Origin of the sequence: Maribacter sp. Hel_I_7 (assembly GCF_000688315.1) — a bacterium.
GTDB lineage: Bacteria > Bacteroidota > Bacteroidia > Flavobacteriales > Flavobacteriaceae > Maribacter > Maribacter stanieri.
In genome coordinates this window covers 377504-399365 of record NZ_JHZW01000002.1, presented here as the reverse complement: position 1 = coordinate 399365, position 21862 = coordinate 377504, and the positions used below count along the sequence as shown (strand labels likewise).

Annotated in this window: 25 protein-coding genes; 5 read left to right on the top strand and 20 right to left on the bottom strand. The window is 33.6% G+C overall.

Going from position 1 to position 21862, the window contains the following annotated elements:
* Positions 1–121: 121 nt before the first annotated feature.
* Entirely contained in the window at positions 122–1264 is a 1143-nt protein-coding gene (locus tag P178_RS21375) for a histidine decarboxylase (protein ID WP_036146264.1), read from the bottom strand.
* Positions 1265–1431: 167 nt separating this feature from the next.
* Between P178_RS21375 and P178_RS0103335 the strand changes: the two genes are divergently transcribed.
* On the top strand, positions 1432–1884 hold the full coding sequence (locus P178_RS0103335; RefSeq protein ID WP_027064884.1) for an Lrp/AsnC family transcriptional regulator: 453 nt from the start codon (positions 1432–1434) through the stop codon (positions 1882–1884).
* A gap of 71 nt (positions 1885–1955) precedes the next feature.
* Here the strand turns inward: P178_RS0103335 and P178_RS0103330 are convergent, their stop codons facing one another.
* Together P178_RS0103330 and P178_RS0103325 are read right to left on the bottom strand one after the other, a co-directional pair.
* On the bottom strand, positions 1956–2465 hold the full coding sequence (locus P178_RS0103330; RefSeq protein WP_155941571.1) for a hypothetical protein: 510 nt from the start codon (positions 2463–2465) through the stop codon (positions 1956–1958).
* A 59-nt stretch (positions 2466–2524) separates the two neighbouring features.
* Positions 2525–3286, bottom strand: coding sequence for a DUF4272 domain-containing protein (locus tag P178_RS0103325; RefSeq protein ID WP_027064882.1), 762 nt, complete (start codon positions 3284–3286; stop codon positions 2525–2527).
* A gap of 281 nt (positions 3287–3567) precedes the next feature.
* On the opposite strand from P178_RS0103325, the gene P178_RS0103320 reads away from it, so the two are divergent.
* From P178_RS0103320 to P178_RS0103310, 3 genes are all read left to right on the top strand, one after another.
* Entirely contained in the window at positions 3568–5412 is a 1845-nt protein-coding gene (locus tag P178_RS0103320; RefSeq protein WP_027064881.1) for a PLP-dependent transferase, read from the top strand.
* Positions 5413–5451: 39 nt separating this feature from the next.
* Positions 5452–6027 carry a Crp/Fnr family transcriptional regulator gene (locus P178_RS0103315; RefSeq protein ID WP_027064880.1) on the top strand — a complete coding sequence of 192 codons (576 nt, stop codon included), beginning with the start codon at positions 5452–5454 and terminating at the stop codon, positions 6025–6027.
* Positions 6028–6141: 114 nt separating this feature from the next.
* Complete coding sequence (locus P178_RS0103310; protein WP_027064879.1) at positions 6142–7245, top strand: hypothetical protein; 1104 nt, start codon at positions 6142–6144, stop codon at positions 7243–7245.
* Positions 7246–7340: 95 nt separating this feature from the next.
* On the opposite strand, the gene P178_RS0103305 is transcribed toward P178_RS0103310, so the two are convergent.
* The 9 genes from P178_RS0103305 to P178_RS22535 all read right to left on the bottom strand — a co-directional run bounded on the left by P178_RS0103305 (position 7341) and on the right by P178_RS22535 (position 14830).
* Positions 7341–8321: a PLP-dependent cysteine synthase family protein gene (locus P178_RS0103305; RefSeq protein ID WP_027064878.1), complete on the bottom strand. Its 981-nt coding sequence runs from the start codon at positions 8319–8321 to the stop codon at positions 7341–7343.
* Positions 8322–8692: 371 nt separating this feature from the next.
* Complete coding sequence (locus P178_RS0103300; protein ID WP_027064877.1) at positions 8693–9019, bottom strand: DMT family transporter; 327 nt, start codon at positions 9017–9019, stop codon at positions 8693–8695.
* Positions 9020–9053: 34 nt separating this feature from the next.
* Positions 9054–9446 (bottom strand): ACT domain-containing protein, encoded by a 393-nt coding sequence (locus tag P178_RS0103295; protein ID WP_027064876.1) that lies wholly within the window; start codon positions 9444–9446, stop codon positions 9054–9056.
* A complete protein-coding gene (locus P178_RS0103290) occupies positions 9447–10256 on the bottom strand; it encodes a type 1 glutamine amidotransferase domain-containing protein (RefSeq protein ID WP_081819383.1) in 810 nt (269 codons plus the stop codon).
* Between the two features lie 146 nt (positions 10257–10402).
* A complete protein-coding gene (locus tag P178_RS0103285) occupies positions 10403–10966 on the bottom strand; it encodes a Crp/Fnr family transcriptional regulator (protein WP_027064874.1) in 564 nt (187 codons plus the stop codon).
* Between the two features lie 351 nt (positions 10967–11317).
* A complete protein-coding gene (locus tag P178_RS0103280; RefSeq protein ID WP_027064873.1) occupies positions 11318–11761 on the bottom strand; it encodes a hypothetical protein in 444 nt (147 codons plus the stop codon).
* Positions 11758–12321 (bottom strand): hypothetical protein, encoded by a 564-nt coding sequence (locus tag P178_RS0103275; RefSeq protein WP_036145649.1) that lies wholly within the window; start codon positions 12319–12321, stop codon positions 11758–11760. Before P178_RS0103275 ends, P178_RS0103280 begins: the two co-directional genes overlap by 4 nt.
* Before the next feature lie 417 nt (positions 12322–12738).
* Positions 12739–13500 (bottom strand): ThuA domain-containing protein, encoded by a 762-nt coding sequence (locus tag P178_RS0103270; RefSeq protein ID WP_027064871.1) that lies wholly within the window; start codon positions 13498–13500, stop codon positions 12739–12741.
* A gap of 25 nt (positions 13501–13525) precedes the next feature.
* Positions 13526–14830, bottom strand: coding sequence for a sugar phosphate isomerase/epimerase family protein (locus P178_RS22535; RefSeq protein ID WP_051638159.1), 1305 nt, complete (start codon positions 14828–14830; stop codon positions 13526–13528).
* A 397-nt stretch (positions 14831–15227) separates the two neighbouring features.
* Between P178_RS22535 and P178_RS0103260 the strand changes: the two genes are divergently transcribed.
* Positions 15228–15638, top strand: coding sequence for a hypothetical protein (locus P178_RS0103260; RefSeq protein ID WP_027064870.1), 411 nt, complete (start codon positions 15228–15230; stop codon positions 15636–15638).
* Between the two features lie 83 nt (positions 15639–15721).
* Here P178_RS0103260 and P178_RS23145 read toward each other — a convergent pair whose 3' ends face one another.
* The 8 genes from P178_RS23145 to P178_RS0103220 form a co-directional block, all read right to left on the bottom strand.
* Entirely contained in the window at positions 15722–15859 is a 138-nt protein-coding gene (locus P178_RS23145; protein WP_197026772.1) for a hypothetical protein, read from the bottom strand.
* Between the two features lie 219 nt (positions 15860–16078).
* Entirely contained in the window at positions 16079–17257 is a 1179-nt protein-coding gene (locus P178_RS0103250; protein ID WP_051638158.1) for a serine hydrolase domain-containing protein, read from the bottom strand.
* A gap of 193 nt (positions 17258–17450) precedes the next feature.
* Positions 17451–17921: a hypothetical protein gene (locus P178_RS0103245; protein WP_027064868.1), complete on the bottom strand. Its 471-nt coding sequence runs from the start codon at positions 17919–17921 to the stop codon at positions 17451–17453.
* A 67-nt stretch (positions 17922–17988) separates the two neighbouring features.
* Complete coding sequence (locus P178_RS0103240; RefSeq protein ID WP_027064867.1) at positions 17989–19098, bottom strand: alpha/beta hydrolase; 1110 nt, start codon at positions 19096–19098, stop codon at positions 17989–17991.
* A 173-nt stretch (positions 19099–19271) separates the two neighbouring features.
* On the bottom strand, positions 19272–20039 hold the full coding sequence (locus P178_RS22530; RefSeq protein ID WP_027064866.1) for a DUF6090 family protein: 768 nt from the start codon (positions 20037–20039) through the stop codon (positions 19272–19274).
* A gap of 247 nt (positions 20040–20286) precedes the next feature.
* Entirely contained in the window at positions 20287–20634 is a 348-nt protein-coding gene (locus P178_RS0103230) for a hypothetical protein (RefSeq protein ID WP_027064865.1), read from the bottom strand.
* Between the two features lie 73 nt (positions 20635–20707).
* Complete coding sequence (locus P178_RS0103225) at positions 20708–21166, bottom strand: DoxX family protein (RefSeq protein ID WP_027064864.1); 459 nt, start codon at positions 21164–21166, stop codon at positions 20708–20710.
* Between the two features lie 63 nt (positions 21167–21229).
* Positions 21230–21796 (bottom strand): Crp/Fnr family transcriptional regulator, encoded by a 567-nt coding sequence (locus tag P178_RS0103220; RefSeq protein WP_027064863.1) that lies wholly within the window; start codon positions 21794–21796, stop codon positions 21230–21232.
* Positions 21797–21862 lie beyond the last annotated feature (66 nt).

Genomic DNA, 21862 nt, shown 5'->3' with positions numbered 1-21862 from the left:
AATTATTTAGATTTTTTTACTACAGTTTAGATGTTATAGGTTGGTTGCAAATTCAAAAAAAAACACCCCATTTTGCTAATTAGCATAATGGGGTGTTTTATAAATGTTTAAAACCTTTAAATTAATCTTGAAGCTCCAATTCGTTAAGATTAGGAATTGCTTCAGGTTTATTTTCTTTCACTAAATCTTTTATGAATTCATCAATTTGAGACTTGTTAACGTTAGGCATACAAATAACATGTGTTATATCATCTGTAGCCAATTGCCATTTCTTTTTAATAGCATCAGATACTTTAGGAAGTACAACGGTAATGGCACCTTTATTGGTCCAGGCGTTAATTCCTATTTTTTGTAATTCTCCTTTACAATACTCTGCTGTCTCTAAACTATGACGGTACCGTGCTTCTAGACCTTTTACGCCCATTTTCTTAATGGCATACCATAAAAATAACGGACTGTGTCCATTTCTAGAACCTGTAATGGTGGTATCTAAAGAACCTATATAAGAAATACCTCTTGCAATTCTATCTCGTAAAGAACGCTTAGCTATAATAACGCCCGATGGAAAAGGAGAACCAATAAATTTATGACCACTAATAGAAATACTATCGGCTCCGTCTTGAAAATCAAAAGGAATACGGGGTTCTATAAATGGACCATATGAACCAGCTAACGCAGCATCACAATGAATGTAGTGATTTTGAATGGCTAGCTTTTTCAGAATTTTTTTCACTTTAGAAACATCATCCTTCGCCTCGGTCATTGTAGTGCCGAATGTGGTAAGGATAATTGCCGGTTTGTCTCGGTTTAATTGTAAGGTGTTTTCAAGATCTTCATAATCTAACTCCCCATTTTCTTGAGCTCTAATAGTAATGCTAGGCAGGTTTAATAAATGAATATTCTTCTTGACGCTATAATGTGTAGATTCAGAAAAATACACCATTGCCTTAGGGTGAGATTCCCTAGCTAAATACAATCCGTAAAGATTACTTTCAGACCCACCATTGGTAACATAGCCCCAAAAATCAGTAGGGTCTGCTCTAAATAATTTAGCGAAAAAATCAACTACTTCTCGCTCCATTTCATGTGTTTGAACCTTGTAGGTATTATCCTCATAAGGGTCACCAACATTATTTATGGGGTGCTTTAAAAATTCGTATAATCTTGAATAATCAAAATCCTTTGCTACTGGGTAACCTATAACTTTATCCTTCTCTTGAATTAGTTTGGTTAACAGCTCATCTATCTGTTGCTCGTTATTCATATTCATTATATTTATATGCGTATTTTAATATGGTAAAATTACAATTACTCGTAATATTTTACTTTATTTAATCATAATACAGAATATTGAACTGTTATATTTATTTTTACAGTAATTAATAACTGTTTGATGGAGGTTTAATTTAGATAACAGAAAAATAAACTAGTATGGATAGTATCGATAGTAAGATTTTGATGCAATTACAAGAAAATGCAAAGCAAAACACCAAAGAAATAGCGGCTAAAGTCGGACTTAGTGTTACCCCTACTTATGAAAGAATTCGGAAACTGGAACAGGCAGAGGTTATAAAATCTTATGTAGCCTTACTTGACAGAACCAAAATAGGAAAGGAGCTTATTGCTTATTGCCAGGTGACACTATCTAAGCAGCAGAAAAAATTAGCGGATAGCTTTAAAAAGGAAATATTACTATTGCCTGATATTATGGAATGCCATCAAGTATCCGGTAATTTTGATTATCTATTAAAAATTGCTGTAGATGATATAGCTGGGTTCCATGAATTTATAAATGAAAAGCTATCTATAATTAATGGTATTTCTACCATACACAGTTCATTCGTATTAAACTCGGTAAAAGATAGTACTGCTTATAATATTTAGACGATTTTCTCTTTTACTGGTTTATGCCAGTATATAATCAGAACTTTTTGGGCAAAGTGTTATAGGGTTGATTATGGAACTTCTATAAAGTACTTTTCCTCTAGTGGTTCATCTTGCCAAAACGCTTGTTCAAAAGTCCAATAGGGATTGTCCTCGTACAATACATGGTAATCTCCCCAAGTACATTGAAAGGCATACGTTTCTTGTGTATCAACATTAGTAACTTTTCCGAAAAGATACGCACTTGTGGTACCACTTACTCTACCGGTATGTAGCTCTGCTTTATCAATTGTTACTTCTGTGCCAATAGGTAGTTCAGCAAGAACTTCTAAATCAGAGTTCATTCCAAAACTATTCCCATCCTCTAAATGAAAAGTATAGTTTTCCTTTATAGGAATACCCGGATACTTAAAAATTAAAGTAGGTTTCTTTGTAACGATTTTCTTATTTACAATTTCTAAAAATGGTTTTTCACTAGAAACATCTCGGTATTTAGGTCTAAAAACCAAATAGAACATAACAGCCAAAGCTCCTATCCCCAGCACCAAAAATATTCCACAGCCTATTGCCATTTTTTTCAAACCTTTAAATTTTAAGTCGTTGGTAGCTACTAAATATAAGATATGTAGATTATATGCGCTTAAGTGCTCAAATCAGTATTTTCCCAGCTATCACCATTAGATACCATAAATGTTAAAGCATGTCTGCGTTCATGAATTACTCCGCCATTACCCATTGGGTCAAAACCATTTGGTACGGTGTCGCTTCCCATTTGGGCACTTCGTACCGCATTATGTAAACAATAGAACAAATCTTCTTTTTGCATCAGTTTTTCTTCTGAAACTGTTTCTTGGTTTTTAATCCAATCTGCAATATTTTCATCTAACGGGCAGGTAAAATCAGAAAGAATCTCTTGCATTTGTTCACCAGTCATCATTTGCCCTGATATCTCTGGTTCCTTATATCCAAAGTACCATGCTAATGGCCAGGCATTTTCAAATTTCCATCCAATGGCGTTTCTTGCTTGTTCATCGTCTCTTGCAACATTTAAAATTGAAATTTCTTCTTCGGTCAGTGCATCGGTAAGACCGTTTCGTTGTATGAAGTCGAGAATTCTTTCGTCCGATAAATTTTCTGGTGGTACCATTAACCAAAGCACTAAAGCCTTTATGGCATGTAACCGATTTGCTATTTCTAATGAAGGGCGTAGTGATCTTCCAAGTTCAGTTGGTAATGAACGTACAGGCGCAAACCCTGCAGCGGCAGATATGGCTAAATTGTTTCGTCTTAAATCGGTCATCCAAGCTACCTCTGCAGGTGTTTCTTGAACATTATCTTTTTTAGGTTCCGGTTTTTGTTCGTTATTTTCTTTTGAACCGAATAGTTTTTTGAATAAACTCATGCTATGCTAATTAATGTGATTTTAGTACAACGCTTTTGCTTCCATCAAATTGGATAGTGATTATAATTTTTTTCAAGGAAACTTTACGCGGTTATTTGAACACTATAAAACTGGACAAAAAATATAAAAATTTATTGTTGTCTTGTGAGCAAGTGTTTATGATTGGAGTATAGCATTGGAATATCAGTTAGATTCAATTGCAAAAGCTCTGTTAAACACTATAGCATACCCTAAAAAAATCTATTTATTATGTACTTTCGAGCCGTCTTAAGGCAAATACTATGGAAGTTGATAAAATGCTAGATTATATTAAAGATGTTTTGGAAAATATGCCAGCTGATTGGTTGAGGTTAACAACTCATCGGTTAGATATTTACAATGAAGAATTGGCTAAAATTCAGTTTTTAGATCAGTTTGAAATTTTGGCAAATCAAAATAATTCTAGTTCTTCTGTTCTTAGTGAATTGCCTACTGCATACGATTATATTCGTTTAGGTCACCCATTGTCTTGTGTTTTAGAATGGGCAATTGCTAAACTGAATAATCTAGCGCCAGATCAGGTTATTAGTTTCTTGTCAAAGACAACGCCTATTTTATCTGTTTTAAGAAAGAATTTATTAAACCATAAAAACACGTTAATTGCTTATACGAACGAACTGCCCAGTTCTTTTGATACTGAAGTGCTAAAGACTGTTTATGGTTATACGTTTGAACTAAAAAAAGTAGAAAAAGCATCAGACGTATCGGAGTTTGACGGTAGTGTCATTTTTGTGTCACACCAAGATGAAATTTCCCCTATTAATCAAAATTCGAATATTGATTTTTATATACATCTTTATGCTGATTTTGGGAGTATTCTTTTAGTTAGTGGCGAACAGAATAAAGAGTATATTTCAGACATACAGCATGTAAGAAGAAGAGAAACCGTAGCAATGACTCCGAATAATTGTCTTGCTGCTTTAAAGTCTTTAGTAAACCAACCTACTTCAGACACGCAAAAGAATAATGTGGTCGAGAATAAGACTACGGTATTAGATGCTATTAAGGAGGTTAGTGGTGCCAATACTACGCCACTTGTTGCATCCAGCGGATTATCTGTACAGTATGCCATTTTAATGGGGCTAGTGCATAATGCTATAGAAAACCATAAAGGAAAGGCAATTAAAATTGTTGTTCCGCCTAATTGTTATGGAGGTACCAATGATCAAGCAAGGCGTGTTGCTGCTTGTAATGATGCTATTGAGATTGTTGATTTACCAGTAGATGGCGATAATGATATGGTACAAAGTATTGGTATCGTTTTAGATAAATTAGCTAAAGAAGATGCTATCCCTTATATTATTGCTGAAATACCTACAAACCCTAGGGTTGAGGTTCCTGATCTTCAAAAATTAAGAGATGTTTTAAGTGCTAAACGTAAAACTGCAAGTGGGAGCGAGGCTTTAGATCCAGTTTTTATATTGGATCAAACGTTTTGCCCTAATGTTCACTTTTTAGGTGAATCGGATATTCTATCATCAGTAAGAACTATTTCATTTGCTAGTGGTTCAAAATTTCCAAGCGGAGGTAAATGCACAGCAGGTTATTGTGTAGCGAATAAAAAAGCGGAGGTTTTAATGGATAAAATTGCACTGCACCTTCAACTTTGCGATAATGAAGCTACAGACTTGCAAATGGAAATTTTAGCTAAACAAATGCCATCGATGAAACAAAGAATTCATGATGCTTATTTTAACACGCTTGAATTCGTAAACATTATCAAGGAAACTTTACCAGCCGCTAAGATCAATTTTGTATCAGAGGAATTGGCAAAAGAAGGTTTTACACCCTCTGTTTTTTCTTTAGACCTACCTACAAAAGGAAATACTGCTGAAGAAAGAGAAACGTACAAAAGAGCGCTTAATCATAAATTAATTAATTTAATGATTACCGAGATTCCTAATGAAAGCAAATACTGTGTTAGCTACGGACAGTTAAATGGCTGCTATTGGACGATACCGGCAACATCTACCCAAGGCACCACAAAAGAGGACGACAAGGATTATATAGCCCGTGTGTCACTTTCTCCAAATATGGATGTGGAACTGCACAAAAAAATCTTTTTGAAATTTGTGGAACTAATGTAATGGCTGTATAGTTTAAAAAGAATGAATCAATTATAAGACATGTTTAAATTATTCTTTAAAAATGTTGAGGAAAAAGTTGCATTAAGCATTGATGAAAAAACGGCTATTGGGGAAAAACTAGAAAGAAAAGAAATTAAAAAAGGTCAATTTTTATTACGAGCCGATGAAATTTGCAATCAAATAGTATTCATTGAAAAAGGAGTGTTAAGAACATATTTGAAGGATGAAAATGGATTTGACCATGTGATATTTTTTGGACTTGAAGGATGGACTGCTGGAGATTTAAACAGTTTTATGAAGGAACAACCAGCAAGATTCTATATTGATGCCTTAGAGGATTGTGAACTTACTATGATTTGTAAAACAGTCCATGATGAATTAATTGAAACCATTCCTGCGTTTGAATCTTACATGAGAATTTTGATGACTAATGCATATATGGCGAGCCTAACTCGTACATCTGATTTAATTAGTTTATCACTAGAAGAGCGATATAAAAACTTCATCACTTCGTACCCAAGTATAATTCAAAGAGTACCACAATATATGATAGCTTCACATTTGGGAGTTTCACCAGAAACACTCAGTCGCCTTAGGGCAAAGATTATAGATTAAACAATGGTTCAATTTTTATAACTTCTTGACAAATGTCAATGAAACATGACAGCAATGTAGAATAGCTTTGCACAAAGTTATTCTCAAATTGAATATTCAGAAAACATTGAAGCCATGTATAATTCTATTAAAACACTATTTATTATCTTATTTACTTCTTGGGGATGTATTGCTACAGCTCAATTAAATTCAATACCAGAGGATGGAGGAATATTTGTAAATCCTGAATTTGGAGATAATTCAAATAGCGGGACTAATGATTATCCTATACAATCGGTATATGAAGCTGCGCAGCGTATAAATCATGCAAACGGTAAAGGCGCGATAACTATATATCTATCGGAAGGTATACATGGTTTGGACAAGACTGTAACTTTCCATCCTGCAAACTGGCATTTTACAAAAGAAAACCGCTTGACAATTAGAGCAGAAATACTACCGGATAGTACTAGCTGGAATCACGGTAAAATGCCGGTTATTATTTCAACAATGCCTTTGAACTTTAAACCATACGGTAATGATGACCCTTTACATGGAGCATCATACGGACTTCAAATTGAAACGAGCCATGTAACCATTCAAGGATTACGTGTTTTGGGAACCCCTGTTCATGAAACTCCTAAGGATGGTTATGTGAAAAGAAATTACCCGATAGTTCGTGAAGGAATGGACTTGTCTGATTTAAGAATTACACAATGTCTTTTTTTAGGCGATATTCATGCTATACCTAATCACCTATCAATTCTGGCTAGTGGTCACGGTATAGAAGTAGACCATTGTGTTTTTTACGGAGTGAAAGATGCAGTTGTATTTTGGCAGTCAAATGAACCTGCAGTAGGTTGTTCAATGCATCATAATTTGATTGTTGATAATTACGGTGGTGCCGTTTGGGCTTGGACAGTAGCCTCAGATTTTAAATATTACAATAACGTTGTTTCCAATACGAATGTATTTTGGGAAATTGGAAAAAATGAGCAGATGACCTATAAGCTATCAAATTCTATGGTACTAGGTTATACTGAATTATTGAATAAAAATGGTGGTGCATTTGGATACGGCGAGCCTGCAGATACATCAAAATTGATTTATAAAAATGATGTCATTATCAAGAAAAAAGGTGCAGTTGAATTAGATAAAAATCCTACCAGTAAAAATTATCTTCATCTAAAACCTGGCTCAATAGGTTCAGAATTAGGAGTAGGATTGTTCTTGAAATAATGTTTTAACATTAACTGCTTATGCCTAAAGTCAAAAGAAAAATAAGCGTTAATTTACTTTAATTGCAGATAATCCTTTATGTGATTTAAATTATATTAATCTATATAACCTTGCTTGCGCATCCAATCATCATTAAACATTTTGCCTATATAGCGGCTTCCGTGGTCATGGAACAATACCACGACGACATCGTCTTTTGTAAAATGCTCTTTTAGTTGCAATACACCTTTAATTGCAGAGCCTGCCGAATTCCCTAAGAACATACCTTCTTCTTTGGCTAAACGTTGCGTATACACCGCACCGTCTTTATCGGTTACTTTAGTGAAACCATCAATGATGCTGAAGTCAACATTCTTTGGTAAAATATCTTCACCTATACCTTCGGTTACATAAGGGTAAATTTCCTTTTCATCGAAAATACCCGTTTCATGATATTTTTTAAATACACTACCATAGGTATCAACTCCCCAAATTTTAATATTTGGGTTTTGCTCTTTTAAATATTTACCAACGCCAGAAATTGTACCTCCTGTACCAACACCAACTACAAAATGAGTGATTTTTCCATCGGTTTGCTTCCAAATTTCTGGTCCGGTACTTTCGTAATGTGCTTTTGTATTACTAGGATTATCATACTGGTTTACATACCAGCTGTTTGGTGTTTCTTTTGCTAATCGTTTAGAAACGGAGTAGTAAGATCTTGGGTCTTCTGGTTCAACGTCCGTAGGGCAAACAACAACTTCAGCACCTACCGCTTTTAGAATATCGCACTTCTCTTTCGACTGCTTATCCGCCAGAACAAAAATACATTTATAGCCTTTTACAATGGCAGCCAATGCCAGTCCCATACCTGTATTTCCAGAAGTTCCTTCAATTATGGTTCCGCCAGGTTGTAGTCTTCCATCTGCCTCAGCATCTTCGATCATCTTCAACGCCATACGATCCTTTACCGAGTTACCAGGATTAAAAGTTTCGTATTTGGCTAATACTAAACAAGGTAGTTCTTCCGTAAGTTTATTTATTTTAACTAGAGGAGTATTACCAATTGTGCCAAGTATATTTTCTGCGTATTCCATAGCTGCTTTTAATGAGGGTCAAAAATATAAAACAAGATTGACTCAATACCAATATTGTTGCATATACATCAATAATTGTTGCGGTTTATGTCAATAAAACTAAGATTAAGTGTGGTTAGGAGAGAAGTTGTACTTATATATTTTCTGTTACCACCGCCTAGTTCTAAAACGACATCAAAATTATATTTACTTAAAGTTTCTATAGTAGCCTTTTTGTCTAAATCTCTTGTGTCATATTGTTCTGCCCAACTATTATATGCTTTTTCTATGCTGATGTTTTAGATTTCCCTATCAATGTAAATAGTCTTCTAAAACTTTAGTTACATTATTTAAAACTTAATTTAACGAATAAGGCTTAAAAAGTAAAGTGCTTAGTGTGATACTACTTTTAATCCAACTATAGAGATAATTAACGTGGTCATAAAAAATAGACGCATAAATGTAGCCGGTTCTTTAAAAATGAATATCCCCACTAAAACTGTGCCCACAGCTCCAATGCCAGTCCAAACTGCATAAGCGGTACCAATGGGTAGTTCTTGGGTCACTTTTATAAGTAGAAGCATACTAATTACCAAACAGGTTAAGAAACCCATGTACCAATAGGTGGCTTCACTTCCTGTTGCTTCTTTGGCTTTTCCAAGACAAGCTGCAAACCCTACTTCAAAAAGTCCGGCAAGTACTAGTAATATCCAATTCATTTTTAATATTTATGTGTTATCTGTATTGACCGGTTTATTTAGAAAATTCATTCAAAATAGCCATCGCCTTTTCTGTGTCTTTTTGATCTATAAAAATATGGTCGTGATAATATGCTGCAACGACATTGCAACTAATTCCATTTTCAGAAAGCGCTTTTGAAAATGCAGCTGTTAAACCAACTGCTTCTAATGAAGAATGTACAGTAAGTGTAATCCAAGAAGCAATAAAAGAATAGTCTAAATCTAATTTGTCCGCCACTGCCTTTTCTGCAATAATGGTGATACTTTCTTCTTCTTTAAAAGACATTATTATTTGGCTCAGGTTTATTTGCTCCAAATTTTCTGTTTTACAAAATACAAATTCGCCTACATTATGCTTAGGTTTCATTGATTTTAAAAGGGTATCTAAGTTCTTTTCTCCACTCATTTATTTTGTGTCTTTACTTATTTTCTGTAGCTCATTTAAAGTTGCTTGTCCAACACTTTTGGCTGACTGTGGGTTTTGACCCGTCACCAATCTTTGGTCAGCAACAACATGATCGGTAAATGGTTCTGATTTTTCAAAAATAGCACCACGCTCAATTAATTGGTCTTCAAGTAAAAATGGAACGACATTCTCTAAATTAACCCTGATCTCTTCTTCGTTCGTAAACGAATTTACTTTTTTACCATCTACAAGATACGACCCATCATTTAATTTAATATTCACGAGTCCGGCAGGACCGTGGCAAACGGCGCTTACAACACCATTGTTTTCATATATCTGTTGTGCAATTGCTGCAATTTCAGAATTGTCTGCAAAATCCCACATGGCTCCATGACCACCAGCATAGTGTATTGCAACATAATCATTGGGATTTACTTCGCTAGGTTTTTTAGTGTTTTCAATTTTGTGGCGATACAAATCATTATCCCAAAATTTCTTATTGATAGCATCTGTCATGTCAAAAGCATCTACTGGCGCTTTTCCACCTTGTGGACTTACAAAATCTATTTCATAACCGGCAGAATGTAACACATCCCAAGGATGAGAAACCTCTCCTAGATAATAACCGGTTTTCTCTCCGGTATTTCCTTTTTCATCATGACTGGTAACTACAAATAATATCTTTTTTAATTCTTGTGCTTTTGCATCTGCAGCTGAGTTACCTGATTTGCTTTTATTATTACAGCCCGTAAGAAGTACAACAGATAGGAATAAAAATAGGAATGATTTAATTTTAATGCTATTTGACATATCTAAATTTATTTTAAAATAAGTTTTAGATTATTCCCGATTCTAAGAAGGTTAAAACAGTTTTTCTGTTTAACAGGGAATAATATTATATGGCAAAATTCATAAACATTGAGCAGAAATTATTTAACAAATGATAAATAAACAATTTATTTTATACTCGCTCTAATTCTGCTTAAACTAACTTGGGTAATGCCTAAATAAGATGCAATATGCGTTAGTTGTACCCGCTGTATAATGCTAGGGTAATTTTCAAGAAGTGCTAAATACCTTTGGGTTGCAGTATTAAACTGTAAAGAAATAAGACGCTCTTCAGATTTAATAAGCTCGAATTCTGAAAATTTACGTCCCCAATTTGCAATGTGTATGTCTTCTAAAAATAACTGTTGAAGTTTTTCTGTTTTTAGTTCATAGAGTTCGCAATCTTCCAATAACTCCACATCTTCATATCCTTTTTTATTATTGACATAATTTTGCATGGAAACTATAGGGTCGCCTTCTTTACCGAACCAAAAAGTGATTTCATTTTCATCTGAATAGGCGTATGCCCTTGCAATTCCTTTTTTGATGAAATAAATGCTTGTTTCAATTTTATTTGCTCTGAATAGAATATGCCCTTTAGGAAACTTGGTTTCAACTATTGATTTCTTTATCAAGTTTTTTGATGCCGAGGCTAATGGATAAATAGTATCTATAATTTGGTCTAGTTCCATGTAATTGGGGCTAACAATTTTTTTATTTGAATCAAAGTATGTTTAAAATCTTTCGGTATTAATTTAGATAAATAACACTGTTGTCTTTTGTATCTAAAAAGGGATATCCTTTATGTCTTAAATACGTTGTTGATCCTATCGTAATTCTAGACTTTGTAAATTCTTTAATTCTTTAATTCTTTAATTCTTTAATTCTTTAATTCTTTAATTCTTTAATTTTATAATTTGATATTGTAAATATATCCAATTCAATATCATGTTTTCTAAATTGGGAACCTATGATTTCTTGTTTACAAAAAAAACCGTAATAGCTGTTGTGGTGTGTATAATGGACTTTCTCATGGAGTAATTTTACTTACTTGGTTTGGAGACCTTTTTTCTCACCTTTACAATGCCCTTTTTTAATCTTGGACTTCTTGAGATAATTACAGAAAATCCCATGGATGATAATAGGGCAATAAAAGCCAATGCGCCCAGTGCCCCACCGTAGCCTTCAAAAAAATGAGCTTTGTTTACATAGATAATACCAAATAAGCTAGCTGCAACCGCCAATCTAATATAGTTGCCCCTTGATAGTGGAGATACCATACCTATGAATGTGGCACCAATAAATACTAAAGGAATATTCTTCGATAGGTACGCGCCAAAAAGTTCTGGGAAACAATAGAAAAATAGACCTACAACTAGGGATAGTAGAGCAGAGGATCTTACTGGTCCTTGTTTTAATCGTTCACTGATGAAGAATGTAAGCCAAGCGCCTAATACTCCGGTTAAAATAAATATGAGATAGTTCATGTGGCTAATCCGTATATTAATGAAACAATAATAACCCCACCAAAGGCTACGGTACCCAGCTTACCGCCAACGCCTAAAAATAAGTTTTTTGATAACAGAAGAAATACGCCTGCCACCAAACCTGCCGCAGTTACAAAACCAATAGACGGTACAATCTCAGAGCTAGACATGCCCACAAAAACCCCGCAATATATAGCTGCTGGTAACTTCGCCAAATAGCTTGAATCTTTATTGATTTCAGGTATAAACGATGCCATGGTACCGGTAATACCAGCGGAAAGTACACTCCCTAATCCTCCATAAATGTTTAATAGGTAGCAAATTACGGCACCAACGGGAACCCAAATGATGACACTTATTTTTTCATATTCATATTTTGTGTGATGTAGGTCTATGTAGCGGTATCCAAAAAAGAGGGTCAATATTAAAAGAAGCATGGAAAGTATAGCTACAAAACTGCCGGTTTCATATTCCTCTTTTACAATGGTAGTCAAAAACGCTATTTGAATCAGTAATACAGTCAGCACCATAAAAACTCTTATGGCTTTATGTTTCCTCATCGAAAAAATATGTTTGCAAATGGTGCCGTATCTGTTTTGATAAAGGCTCCTTTTTAGGTTATACTTCCTTGTAAGTAATTGAGGGTACTAAATTAAGAATTACCACTCAATTGGTAACCTTAAAACAGGTCTTATATCTGTAATTTATTTTAGTTGATACTAATGAAATCGATACATTTCAGGAATTTGGAAGTGACAATTTATATTTGTTGTAACCAAAATTAAATAATGCTTGAACTATCAAATTTAGAGTAATCGGAATCCAAATAAAGTTAATATTATAACCATTCCGGCTTCTCCAGTTGTCTTAATGATCAATCTAAAAAGTATAAAAGGAAGTACATTGATGAAAACAGCCAATAAATACATTCTAAGAGGAGTAAAGTATTAAAAAGTCTTATTAATATGAACCTATAATTATTGCTTTTTCTCACCTTTAGCAGCCCAATAAATACCACCGAATAAATGGTCTAAATACATTTTATTTTGAAAAGCCTCTGGTTTATGACCTAGTGTAGTATAGAAAGAACGGCCTCCGTCGTATAATTGATACCAAGCTATAGGGTGGTTTTTGCCCATACCTTCAAGGGGAATTTCATCATACCCTTTTTGGTAATCATACGTGTTTTCGTCTACGGAAAGCAGTACTGTTATGTCATCGGACTTTAAGGATTTGAAATTATACCATTCCTCACTCCACAGCCACTTTTCCGGTAGGTGTAAGTTTGATGGAAAATTAGAATCATGATTGGTAAGCACAGCTGCCTGAAATTGGGGATGGTCTTTAAAAACTCCACCAATAAGATCATCAAACCAAGTATTTCTAATCTCACTATCAGAAGTGGAATGGACTCCCACAAAGCCTTTACCATTATTTAGATGGGCTTTTAGAACTTCAAGCTGTTCATTGGCTAAATTGTCTGCATTGGCATTTAAAAATACAACTACATCGTAAGACGGTAATTTTTTGGCGAGATCTTCCGGACTTTGCGTCCAATCAAACTTAAACTGCTGTTCTGCCGCCATTTTATGGAAAGCATCTACCGCACTAGGTATGCACTCATAATGCCAAGTATCCTGTACCGTGAATAACAACACCTTAAATTGATCTTGGGCAAAAGCCATAGTATTGAAAGTTAAAATGATAAAACATAATAATTGTAAAATTCTGGTTTTCATAAAGTCAGGTGTTGCAAGTGATTTGTTATAGTATATTAAAGTATAAATAGTTCCATGCAGAATTGATACTATACCATACCGGGTAATTAAAGGCCTCTACTTCTGCAACAGTGTATTTAAGACCTGCGGCTTTTGCGTATGTAAAGTAAAGCTCAAAATCCATTTTGCCACTCTGTCCAAGTTCTTCATAATCCTTTACGTGCCAGCTTATAAATCGGTTTTCATACCTTTTGAAGTAATCAATTGGGTCAACTTTTGAAAAATGCATCCAATACAAATCGGCTTGAAAACTAACGTATTCCGGATCGGTGTTTTCTAAGAAATAGTCATAAACGACCTTGTTCTCTATAGTCTTAAACTCATCTGAGTGATTGTGGTAGGCAAATCGAATCCCTCTTTCCTTACAAAGTTTTCCAATGGCATTGTAATACTCAGCATACCTTTTAAGTTCAGAAAGGGTAGTGATTTCTTTAATTTGATTGTTGGATATGGTAAGGTATTCAACACCTGCTTGTTTGTGGTCTTCTATGCATTCTTGCCACCATTGCATCGCTTTTTTCCAAGCCTGTTTATCTTCGGAAGGGAGATCGTAAAACGTCATGGATCCCGTAAACTTTAGGTTGTTATCTTCTACCAGTTTTTTAAAATCTAATGGAGATAATCCATAAAAAGAGCGGTCTTTGTACACAAAGGTTTCAATATAGCTATAGCCCATTCTATCAAGATACTTCAGTGTCTCTTTTGGGTTTTGCTGCATTTGTTCATGAACGGAAACCAGTTGAATACCAATATTTTTATCCTTTGGATTTTTCTTAATATAACGAGTTTGCCAAAGAATTTCGTTCTGTGGGTTTACTCCCTTTAAATGAACATCGGTTTGATTTTTAAAATCAAAAGTAACCGTCATAGTTTCTTTACCTGTAAAGTCGCGATCTCTCATTATCCAATCCGTATCGCTGGTAAACCCACCTTTCCCCAAGAACATATTACCTTGTGCACTTTTACCCAATGCAAAAATTGAATCGGTCTTTGCGTCGTGACCAATAAGTTCTGTTAAGGTATGATTGTATGTTTTGCCATCTTTTTGAAATACATCAACTGACATTGCGGTATTATCTATTTTAGGATAATTGTTCATTTTTACAAGGGGCGTTTTGCCGATACTATCTGTTGTATGATTAATAGAACTGACCCAGAAGCCTAAATACTGCTGTAATCTATCTGCTTGTTTTGGAATATTCGTTTGTGCGAAAACAGTACTTGTTCCTATTAAAATGAGCAGTAATATAATTTTATTGGTAAACCTTTGTATGCTGAAATAGTACGTCATTCTTTGGTATTTATGTTAGTAAATATAAACGAGATCCTAATCAAAAGACTATAATCAATGTAGCAATGAATGCTACTGGTGTTGCATATGGTCAATTATGTTTGTCTGAGTAAGACTTATAGTTATTAGAACTAATAAGCTTTATGCACTTATAGTTGTTCTTAGTATTGCGAATTTTTTTACGGACTTGATAGCTACGTATGCAAAGAGGGAATGCCACATTTGTGATATACAACGCACATTTTATTATAGAATTCAGATAAGATAATAGTTACCTTCGGATGAAGCGAAACTTAGTATCTAAGTAACTCTTTTCAGAAATAATGGAAAAAGAAGCAGTCTTAAAAATTATAAAATAGAAGAATCTATAACTTAATATTTTATACAAATACACCTTATGAAAAATATACTTTTTGTCGCATTGGTTATGTTATGCATTTCAAATTTTACCCAAGCCCAATCTACTGTCAAGAACGATGGAAATAAAGAGGACACGGAGAAAATGCTTTTAACCATTTTCTTAAAACATGATCAATCTATGAACCTAAGTGAGATTGAAGATGTTAGAAATAAACAAGGGTTTTACAAAAGCTTTCCTCCAGAAGGTGTATCGGTCGTTAATTGGTATGTAGTAATGGGTATAGGTCAAATGGTGGTATTGGAGTTACCGGCATCCAAACTTAGGGATGTGAATTTGGCAATAGAAAAAACCGCTTGGAAAGCATTCAAATCTGAAATTTACCCTACGTATGATTTGTATCCGCTAATAGAAGAAAAGTTAGATAACAAGTCTAAAGTAAGCTATTAACTGTTGTTCTAGCTCATCCAAATTTCTTTGTAATAAATGTTTAAAGAGATTTGGATGAGTCCGTTGAACTCGGTTTTTTAATACTAGTTTTTAAGGGGTACCGAATATATCTTTCCTGCCATCATATCAGGTACCAATAATCTGTCTTTGTCTTCTTCCAAATAAAAATCTGCGGCAGATTCTAACCCTTCGATAAGTATGGTAGACACTTCTGTTTTCAAATTGGTATTTGGTATTACTGACTACATCTTAGTTATAAATAATGCGAGAGCAATCTAGCATTTACTTTCCACCAAGCACATAGTAAAATATTTTTATTTTATGTTTTCTTTGTCCCGCTAAAATGTAAAATTCCAAAGGTTTTTTGGACATCATTAAAATACGCAAACCTTTAAATTAGACACTAAACCCACAATCCGTTTAGGTTTTGCTATACTCAATTATTCATGCTTAAGTGCTGGTAGTATTCTGTCTTGCAAAACTCTATAAGTTGACTTTTCTGGTTCACCATTTATATTCCAACCATTAAAGACAATTATTAAATTATGTTCTGGTGTTATCATTAAATACTGACCTCCATATCCGTTGGCAGAATAAATATTGGTTTCGCCATTATCAGTATATTCAGGAATCCACCATTGATACCCGTATCCGGTAACACTTTTCCAATGTGGTTTTACGTTTTTAAGTAAAGGACTTGTGGATGTTGCCACCCAATTTTCAGATACAATTTGCTTACCGTTCCATTTCCCTTTGTTCAAAAACAATGAACCAATTTTAGCCAAGTCTTCTGCCTTAAGATATAAACCTCCTTCGGTATCAATTTCTCCATCGGGTGTTTCTTTCCAATAGTAATCTGTAATGCCTAGTGGCTCAAATAATTTTTCTTCTGCCCATTTATCGATTCGTTTGCCGGTAATGGTTCTAATGATTTTACCTAAAAGCACAGTTCCACCACCGTTATACACGAATTTTGTTCCTGGTATGGTATCCATAGGCTTGCTTAACACATACGCTATCCAATTGTCGCTTGATTCTAGCCTAAAACAGTCATTTGTAGTATCATTATGATCCGTCTCTTCATTCCAATCTAATCCACTTCTCATCGTCAATAAATCTTCAATTGATATGTTTTGCTTTCGTTTATCTGAAAAATCAGTATCATAACCTGTCAACAAAGGCATTACTTTGTCACTCACATTATAATCTTCGTTTACATCTAGCGCAATACCGAAAAGGATTGAGGTGATACTTTTAGATACAGATTGAAGGGTGTGTAATTCAGTTTGTTTGTAGTATGGATGCCAATCTATACTATTGAAATTATATTGATGATTGGTTGTGTCATATTTTTGAACAATGGTTTCATAGTCCTGCTTATATTTAAAATCTGCCAATAATTCATCATTTTGTATGACCATAAAGCGGTCAATTAATCCATAATCCCCATTATTTATTTCTGAATTAATAGAATCAATTACGACAGAAATGGTGTTTTGAGAAGTAGACTTCTGGTCATTTTTAGTAGACTCTTTACTTTTTGAGTTACAACCAATTAACGCAACTATAAGTAAAATTAAAAATGATAGTTTATTCATCATATTTAGTATTGTTTTCATAGTTTTTCTTTTAATAGGGTTTAGCGCTTGCGCTATAATTAGTACGACTTTTTAATCTAACGGATTTCTAGCTACGCGCTAGGCTAATGTTCTTGGTTCATTTACTGTTTTATCTAAAGTTAAATCCATAAGATTTAGCGACTTAATAAATATACGCAGACCATTCGGTTTTGCCTTAAACTCCAGATTACGTTTAGGTTTTGTGCTTAGTGTTTTTTTCTGCGTTGTAATTTCTCCCAGTTTTGAATCCAGAATAAGCTAGTAATACTAAAAGTCCTATCTGAACAATAAATAGAATTCGTGATATAATTTTAAGTGCGTTTCCAACCACAGATTCATTATTGGGAGGTCCACTAAAAAAATCTAGCATACCAATTGTTTTCCCAAGAACTGCTGCGACCAAAATCGTTACAATTATCAATATAAGATTTGCCGTAATATTTTTAAACCTATTTCTAACGGCTCTTAATAGATAAACCGTAAAAAAAATGAAAACAAATAATAGTAAAACTAAATGGACATTGGCAATAACAAAATAAGTATCATGAATATTTATATCGAAAGTAGAATCAATATTAAATCCGTCTATTCCAAAAAGGATTAGAGTTAAGACTAAAAAAAGTCCAGCGGTAACAACTAACCAAATGATTTCTTTTCTACTCAAATTTTTAATTTTGGTGACTTTTCAAAAATAGCCAAGGCTTAGTGTTGGCAATTACTTGCGGTAGTAATTATTTTCCCAATATTTCATTGATGTATATTGAACGATATTTTTCTGGATATTCAACCTGTACTCCGTGCGTTCCATTTTCAAATAGAAACCATTTTTTAGATGGAGCAATAATAGAATCAAAATACATCTTTGCTACAGACGTTTCGGTAAAATGGTCATTGTCTCCTTGTAATATATAAATTGGCACATTCAATTCTGGAATATCACGCATTAAATTCATATCAATAGCTGTAGATTCCAAAATCTTAGCGGCAGGATAGTAGGTTTCAGGACTATTTATCATATCAGTGAATTTTTCCTTAAACGTCAACCCATTATCTAAAAACATACTTTTAATAAAATTAAAATCGGTATCTAATTTTATCGGTGCATATTTCATTACAATCTGTCGTTCTATTTCAAAGGCTTCGGTAACTGAATTTTTTGAGTTTTTAACATAAGGTGGTTTTCCAATTTGTTTTAATTGATTGATTGAAATGGTATCATTGTGTTTTTGAGATTCTGACAGTGCAAATTCATAAGATAACTCTTCTGAAAGTGATAGATTAGCCATTAGACCACTACCAATATAGGCGTGATATAATTCAGGCTGTTTTTGAACCATATAAGCTGCTACCGCTGTTCCCCAAGATATACCTTCGATGTAAATTTTATCTTTTTTGAAAGTCTTTTTTAAATGATTTGATAGTTCTAAACCATCAGCTACTATATGGGGCAAGGTAATGGACGAATCAGCTATGCTATCGTTATAGGCTAGTCCAGAGCCTCTTTGTTCCCAATAGCAAACTGTAAATATATCTTCCAAATCAACTCCCGTGAGTTTATAAATTATAGGTAAAATTGGTGCGCCCGGTCCTCCATGAACTATTAGTAACACGGGATTATTTTTGTCTTTTCCTCTAATAGTAACCCTTTGTGGCACTCCATTTATGGTCATATCCTCGTGCATAGCAATACTATTCGGAAGCACATTACCCTTTTCGTCTAAAAAAGGTTCTTCGTTTCCAGAGCTATTGATTCGGATTATTAGCAATACAACTAAAATAAACGCAATAAGTGCTCCCAGTAAAACCAAAAACCACTTTCCTATTTTCTTTAATATTTTCATATGTTCTTGATTAGTTCTGTGGTTTTTCTTATTCTGCCAACGGTTAGTATAATGTTAATTGCGAGCCTCGTACAACTAATTTAACAAAAGGAAACCGAATCTTAGAAAAACCCGAAGGATTTTCTGGGTACACACAAACTAATCAATTGGTTATACACGGAGTCGTGCTTTTGTTATTTTTCGAGCTCTTTCTCAATTTCTTTTATAGTGTTCTCTATTTCCGCTTTTACACGTCCAAAAAGATTTGGTCCATTCGTTGCTTTAGCCGATAGGTAGTAGGCTAATAGATAATTTTCAAATTCAGCTGATTCGAATAATCTTTTGTTATCTGTTTTTTCGGAAATCGACTCGCGATCAAAATCCTTAAATCCTATATCCATCACAAGTCTTCGTACACTTCCCTTATTATAAAAAATAGTACGCAATTTATCTTCTGTGAAATCCATTGCATTTAACTGAATGTTTAAATGATTCAATGAGCTATTAAAAGAGGCTAGGTTTTGTCGTAAGCTTTTATTCAAAATGATATTTAGCTTACCTGAACTAATGATATCTTCTAAAACTCCTGTTGCTGGTATATAGCCAATTGAACTACCGAAAATAGGTGCGAACTTTTGAGAAATTATTTGACTATTGACTGTGTCAAGTACATTTTTGTCAAATAAAGTCAATAGATATTCAAGTGACTGAATACGCAGCTCATTTTCTTGAATAGAGGCATTTATTTTATTCAGGTTTGTTTCAAATTCTGCTTGTAGAGATAATAAATATTCCTGCTCTAGACTTCTTTGTTCGTTGTAATTATTGTTATTATTAATCTGTAAAGCGATTAATATTCCAATCACAACAAGTATAATTTCACCGATAGCATAAAGTAAATATTTACTGAATTTATTTTCAGTCAGCATTTTTTGACGAATTTTTCTAAAGAATTTTATCATTGGTTATTGGTTGGTCATCTTGAAACACAACGGTTTAGCTAAAGCTTATTACCAGGCCGTATCGAAAAGGCACGTTTGGGTGGGTTTAGTTGTATTTTTTCTTGTTGCAAGGCTAAATCCATAAGATTTAACGACTTAATAAATATACGCAGACCATTCGGTTTTGCCCAAAAATCTGCATTACGTGTAGGTTGTGTTGTAGCAAGTATTTGTTTTACGCAGATTTGAGCATAGGAGTTAAATCAGATTATTTATTTGAATCCAATTTATCCACAATTTGAAATACTAGTGCTATATGTAATATTAAAAGACCAGCTGAAATCGGATTAATTCCGAAACTTCCAAATCCAACTTTGAAAGTTAAATAGTAAAAATCCAAAAGCCCGAAAATTCCAACCAGCAGAGTTATGCCATAAACGACATAGTAAGTTATTCTGTTTTTAAAATAGAAATAGATTGAAATTATTACGCATCCAATTCCGATGTAGTGTTTTAAGCTTAGAGCATAATTGGAAGTAGAAATCATCACTAATGAAACTAGAATCAGTATTATTGAAATTCCTAATGGTATAAAATCGAAATCTAGTTTTTTCATATTTGCTACAACGGTTTAGCTTTGAACAGTACGGGAGCAAACTAGTGTTTGCTTGTTACCTACTGGCTTTTCTTTACTCAAAAATACGGATTGCACTAATATAAGCCCAAATGATAAACAGGAATTGCAATGGGATTCTAAACCACAAATAAATAAGACCGTTTCCGTCAAATGTTCCTTTTTGGTAATTCACATGATTTAAAGAAGCATATATATTGGCAGGTAACATTAGCAGGAGAAAAACAATAAGTGCCCATCCAGAAACTATTTGAAATTTAGGAATTATTAAACCTAATGCTAATAGTATTTCAAATATTCCGGTTAGGTAAATTATACTTTCTTTGAAAGGAATAATTTTAGGTATCATCATTGACATTCCTTTTGTAAATGCAAAATGTCCAATAGCTGTAAAAAGAAGCATTATCGACATTGCAATTCTTGCTGATAAGGCAAAATCATACTCTTTTTTGATAATTTTAATTATGAAAATCGAGATTGTAAAACTTAATAAAAGTACAATTAGTGGTTTCATGTTTTTCTAAATTATTGAAATACAAATTTCAAAATACATTCTGTTGAAAACAATGAACCCAAGTTAAGTTATGCGTTTTCTTATTCTGCTTAATGCTTGCGGAGTAACACCAATGTAAGAGGCAATATATTTTAATGGAATTTGTTGGAGTAACTTTGGTCGGTCAGAGAATAAGTCCAAATATCGTTCTTCTGCTGTTTTACTTAATAAAGAAAGTTCTCTTTTTGATTTTATTAAGAACATGTTTTCAGCCATTTTACGTCCAATAATATTTCCGCTGTTTGTTCTTTCATAAACTTCTTGTAAGTCTTCTCGGGAAATTTTCCAAAGAATGGTTTCTGTCAAAGTTTCAATTTGGTATTCAGAAGGATCTTGTGTTAAAAATGAATCATAACCTGTAACAAATTCATTTTCGAATAAAAAACCAAAAGTTAAATCGAATTCTTCTCTTGGAACATAAAGTCTGACTATTCCTTTTGTAATAAATGATAGATGGTTCTCAATCTCTCCAAAATTTAATAAAATAGAATGTTTTTTGAGTTTTACCTCTTGCAATTTCGAGGAAAAAAACTGCCAATCAGAATTGTTCATTGGAGTTATATTTTCAATAAACCTTCTTATTTCGTTCATTCAAGATTCTTTTATCTAAAGGCTGGACTATGATTAGTGGGGCGCAGAAACCTGACGGATTTCCAG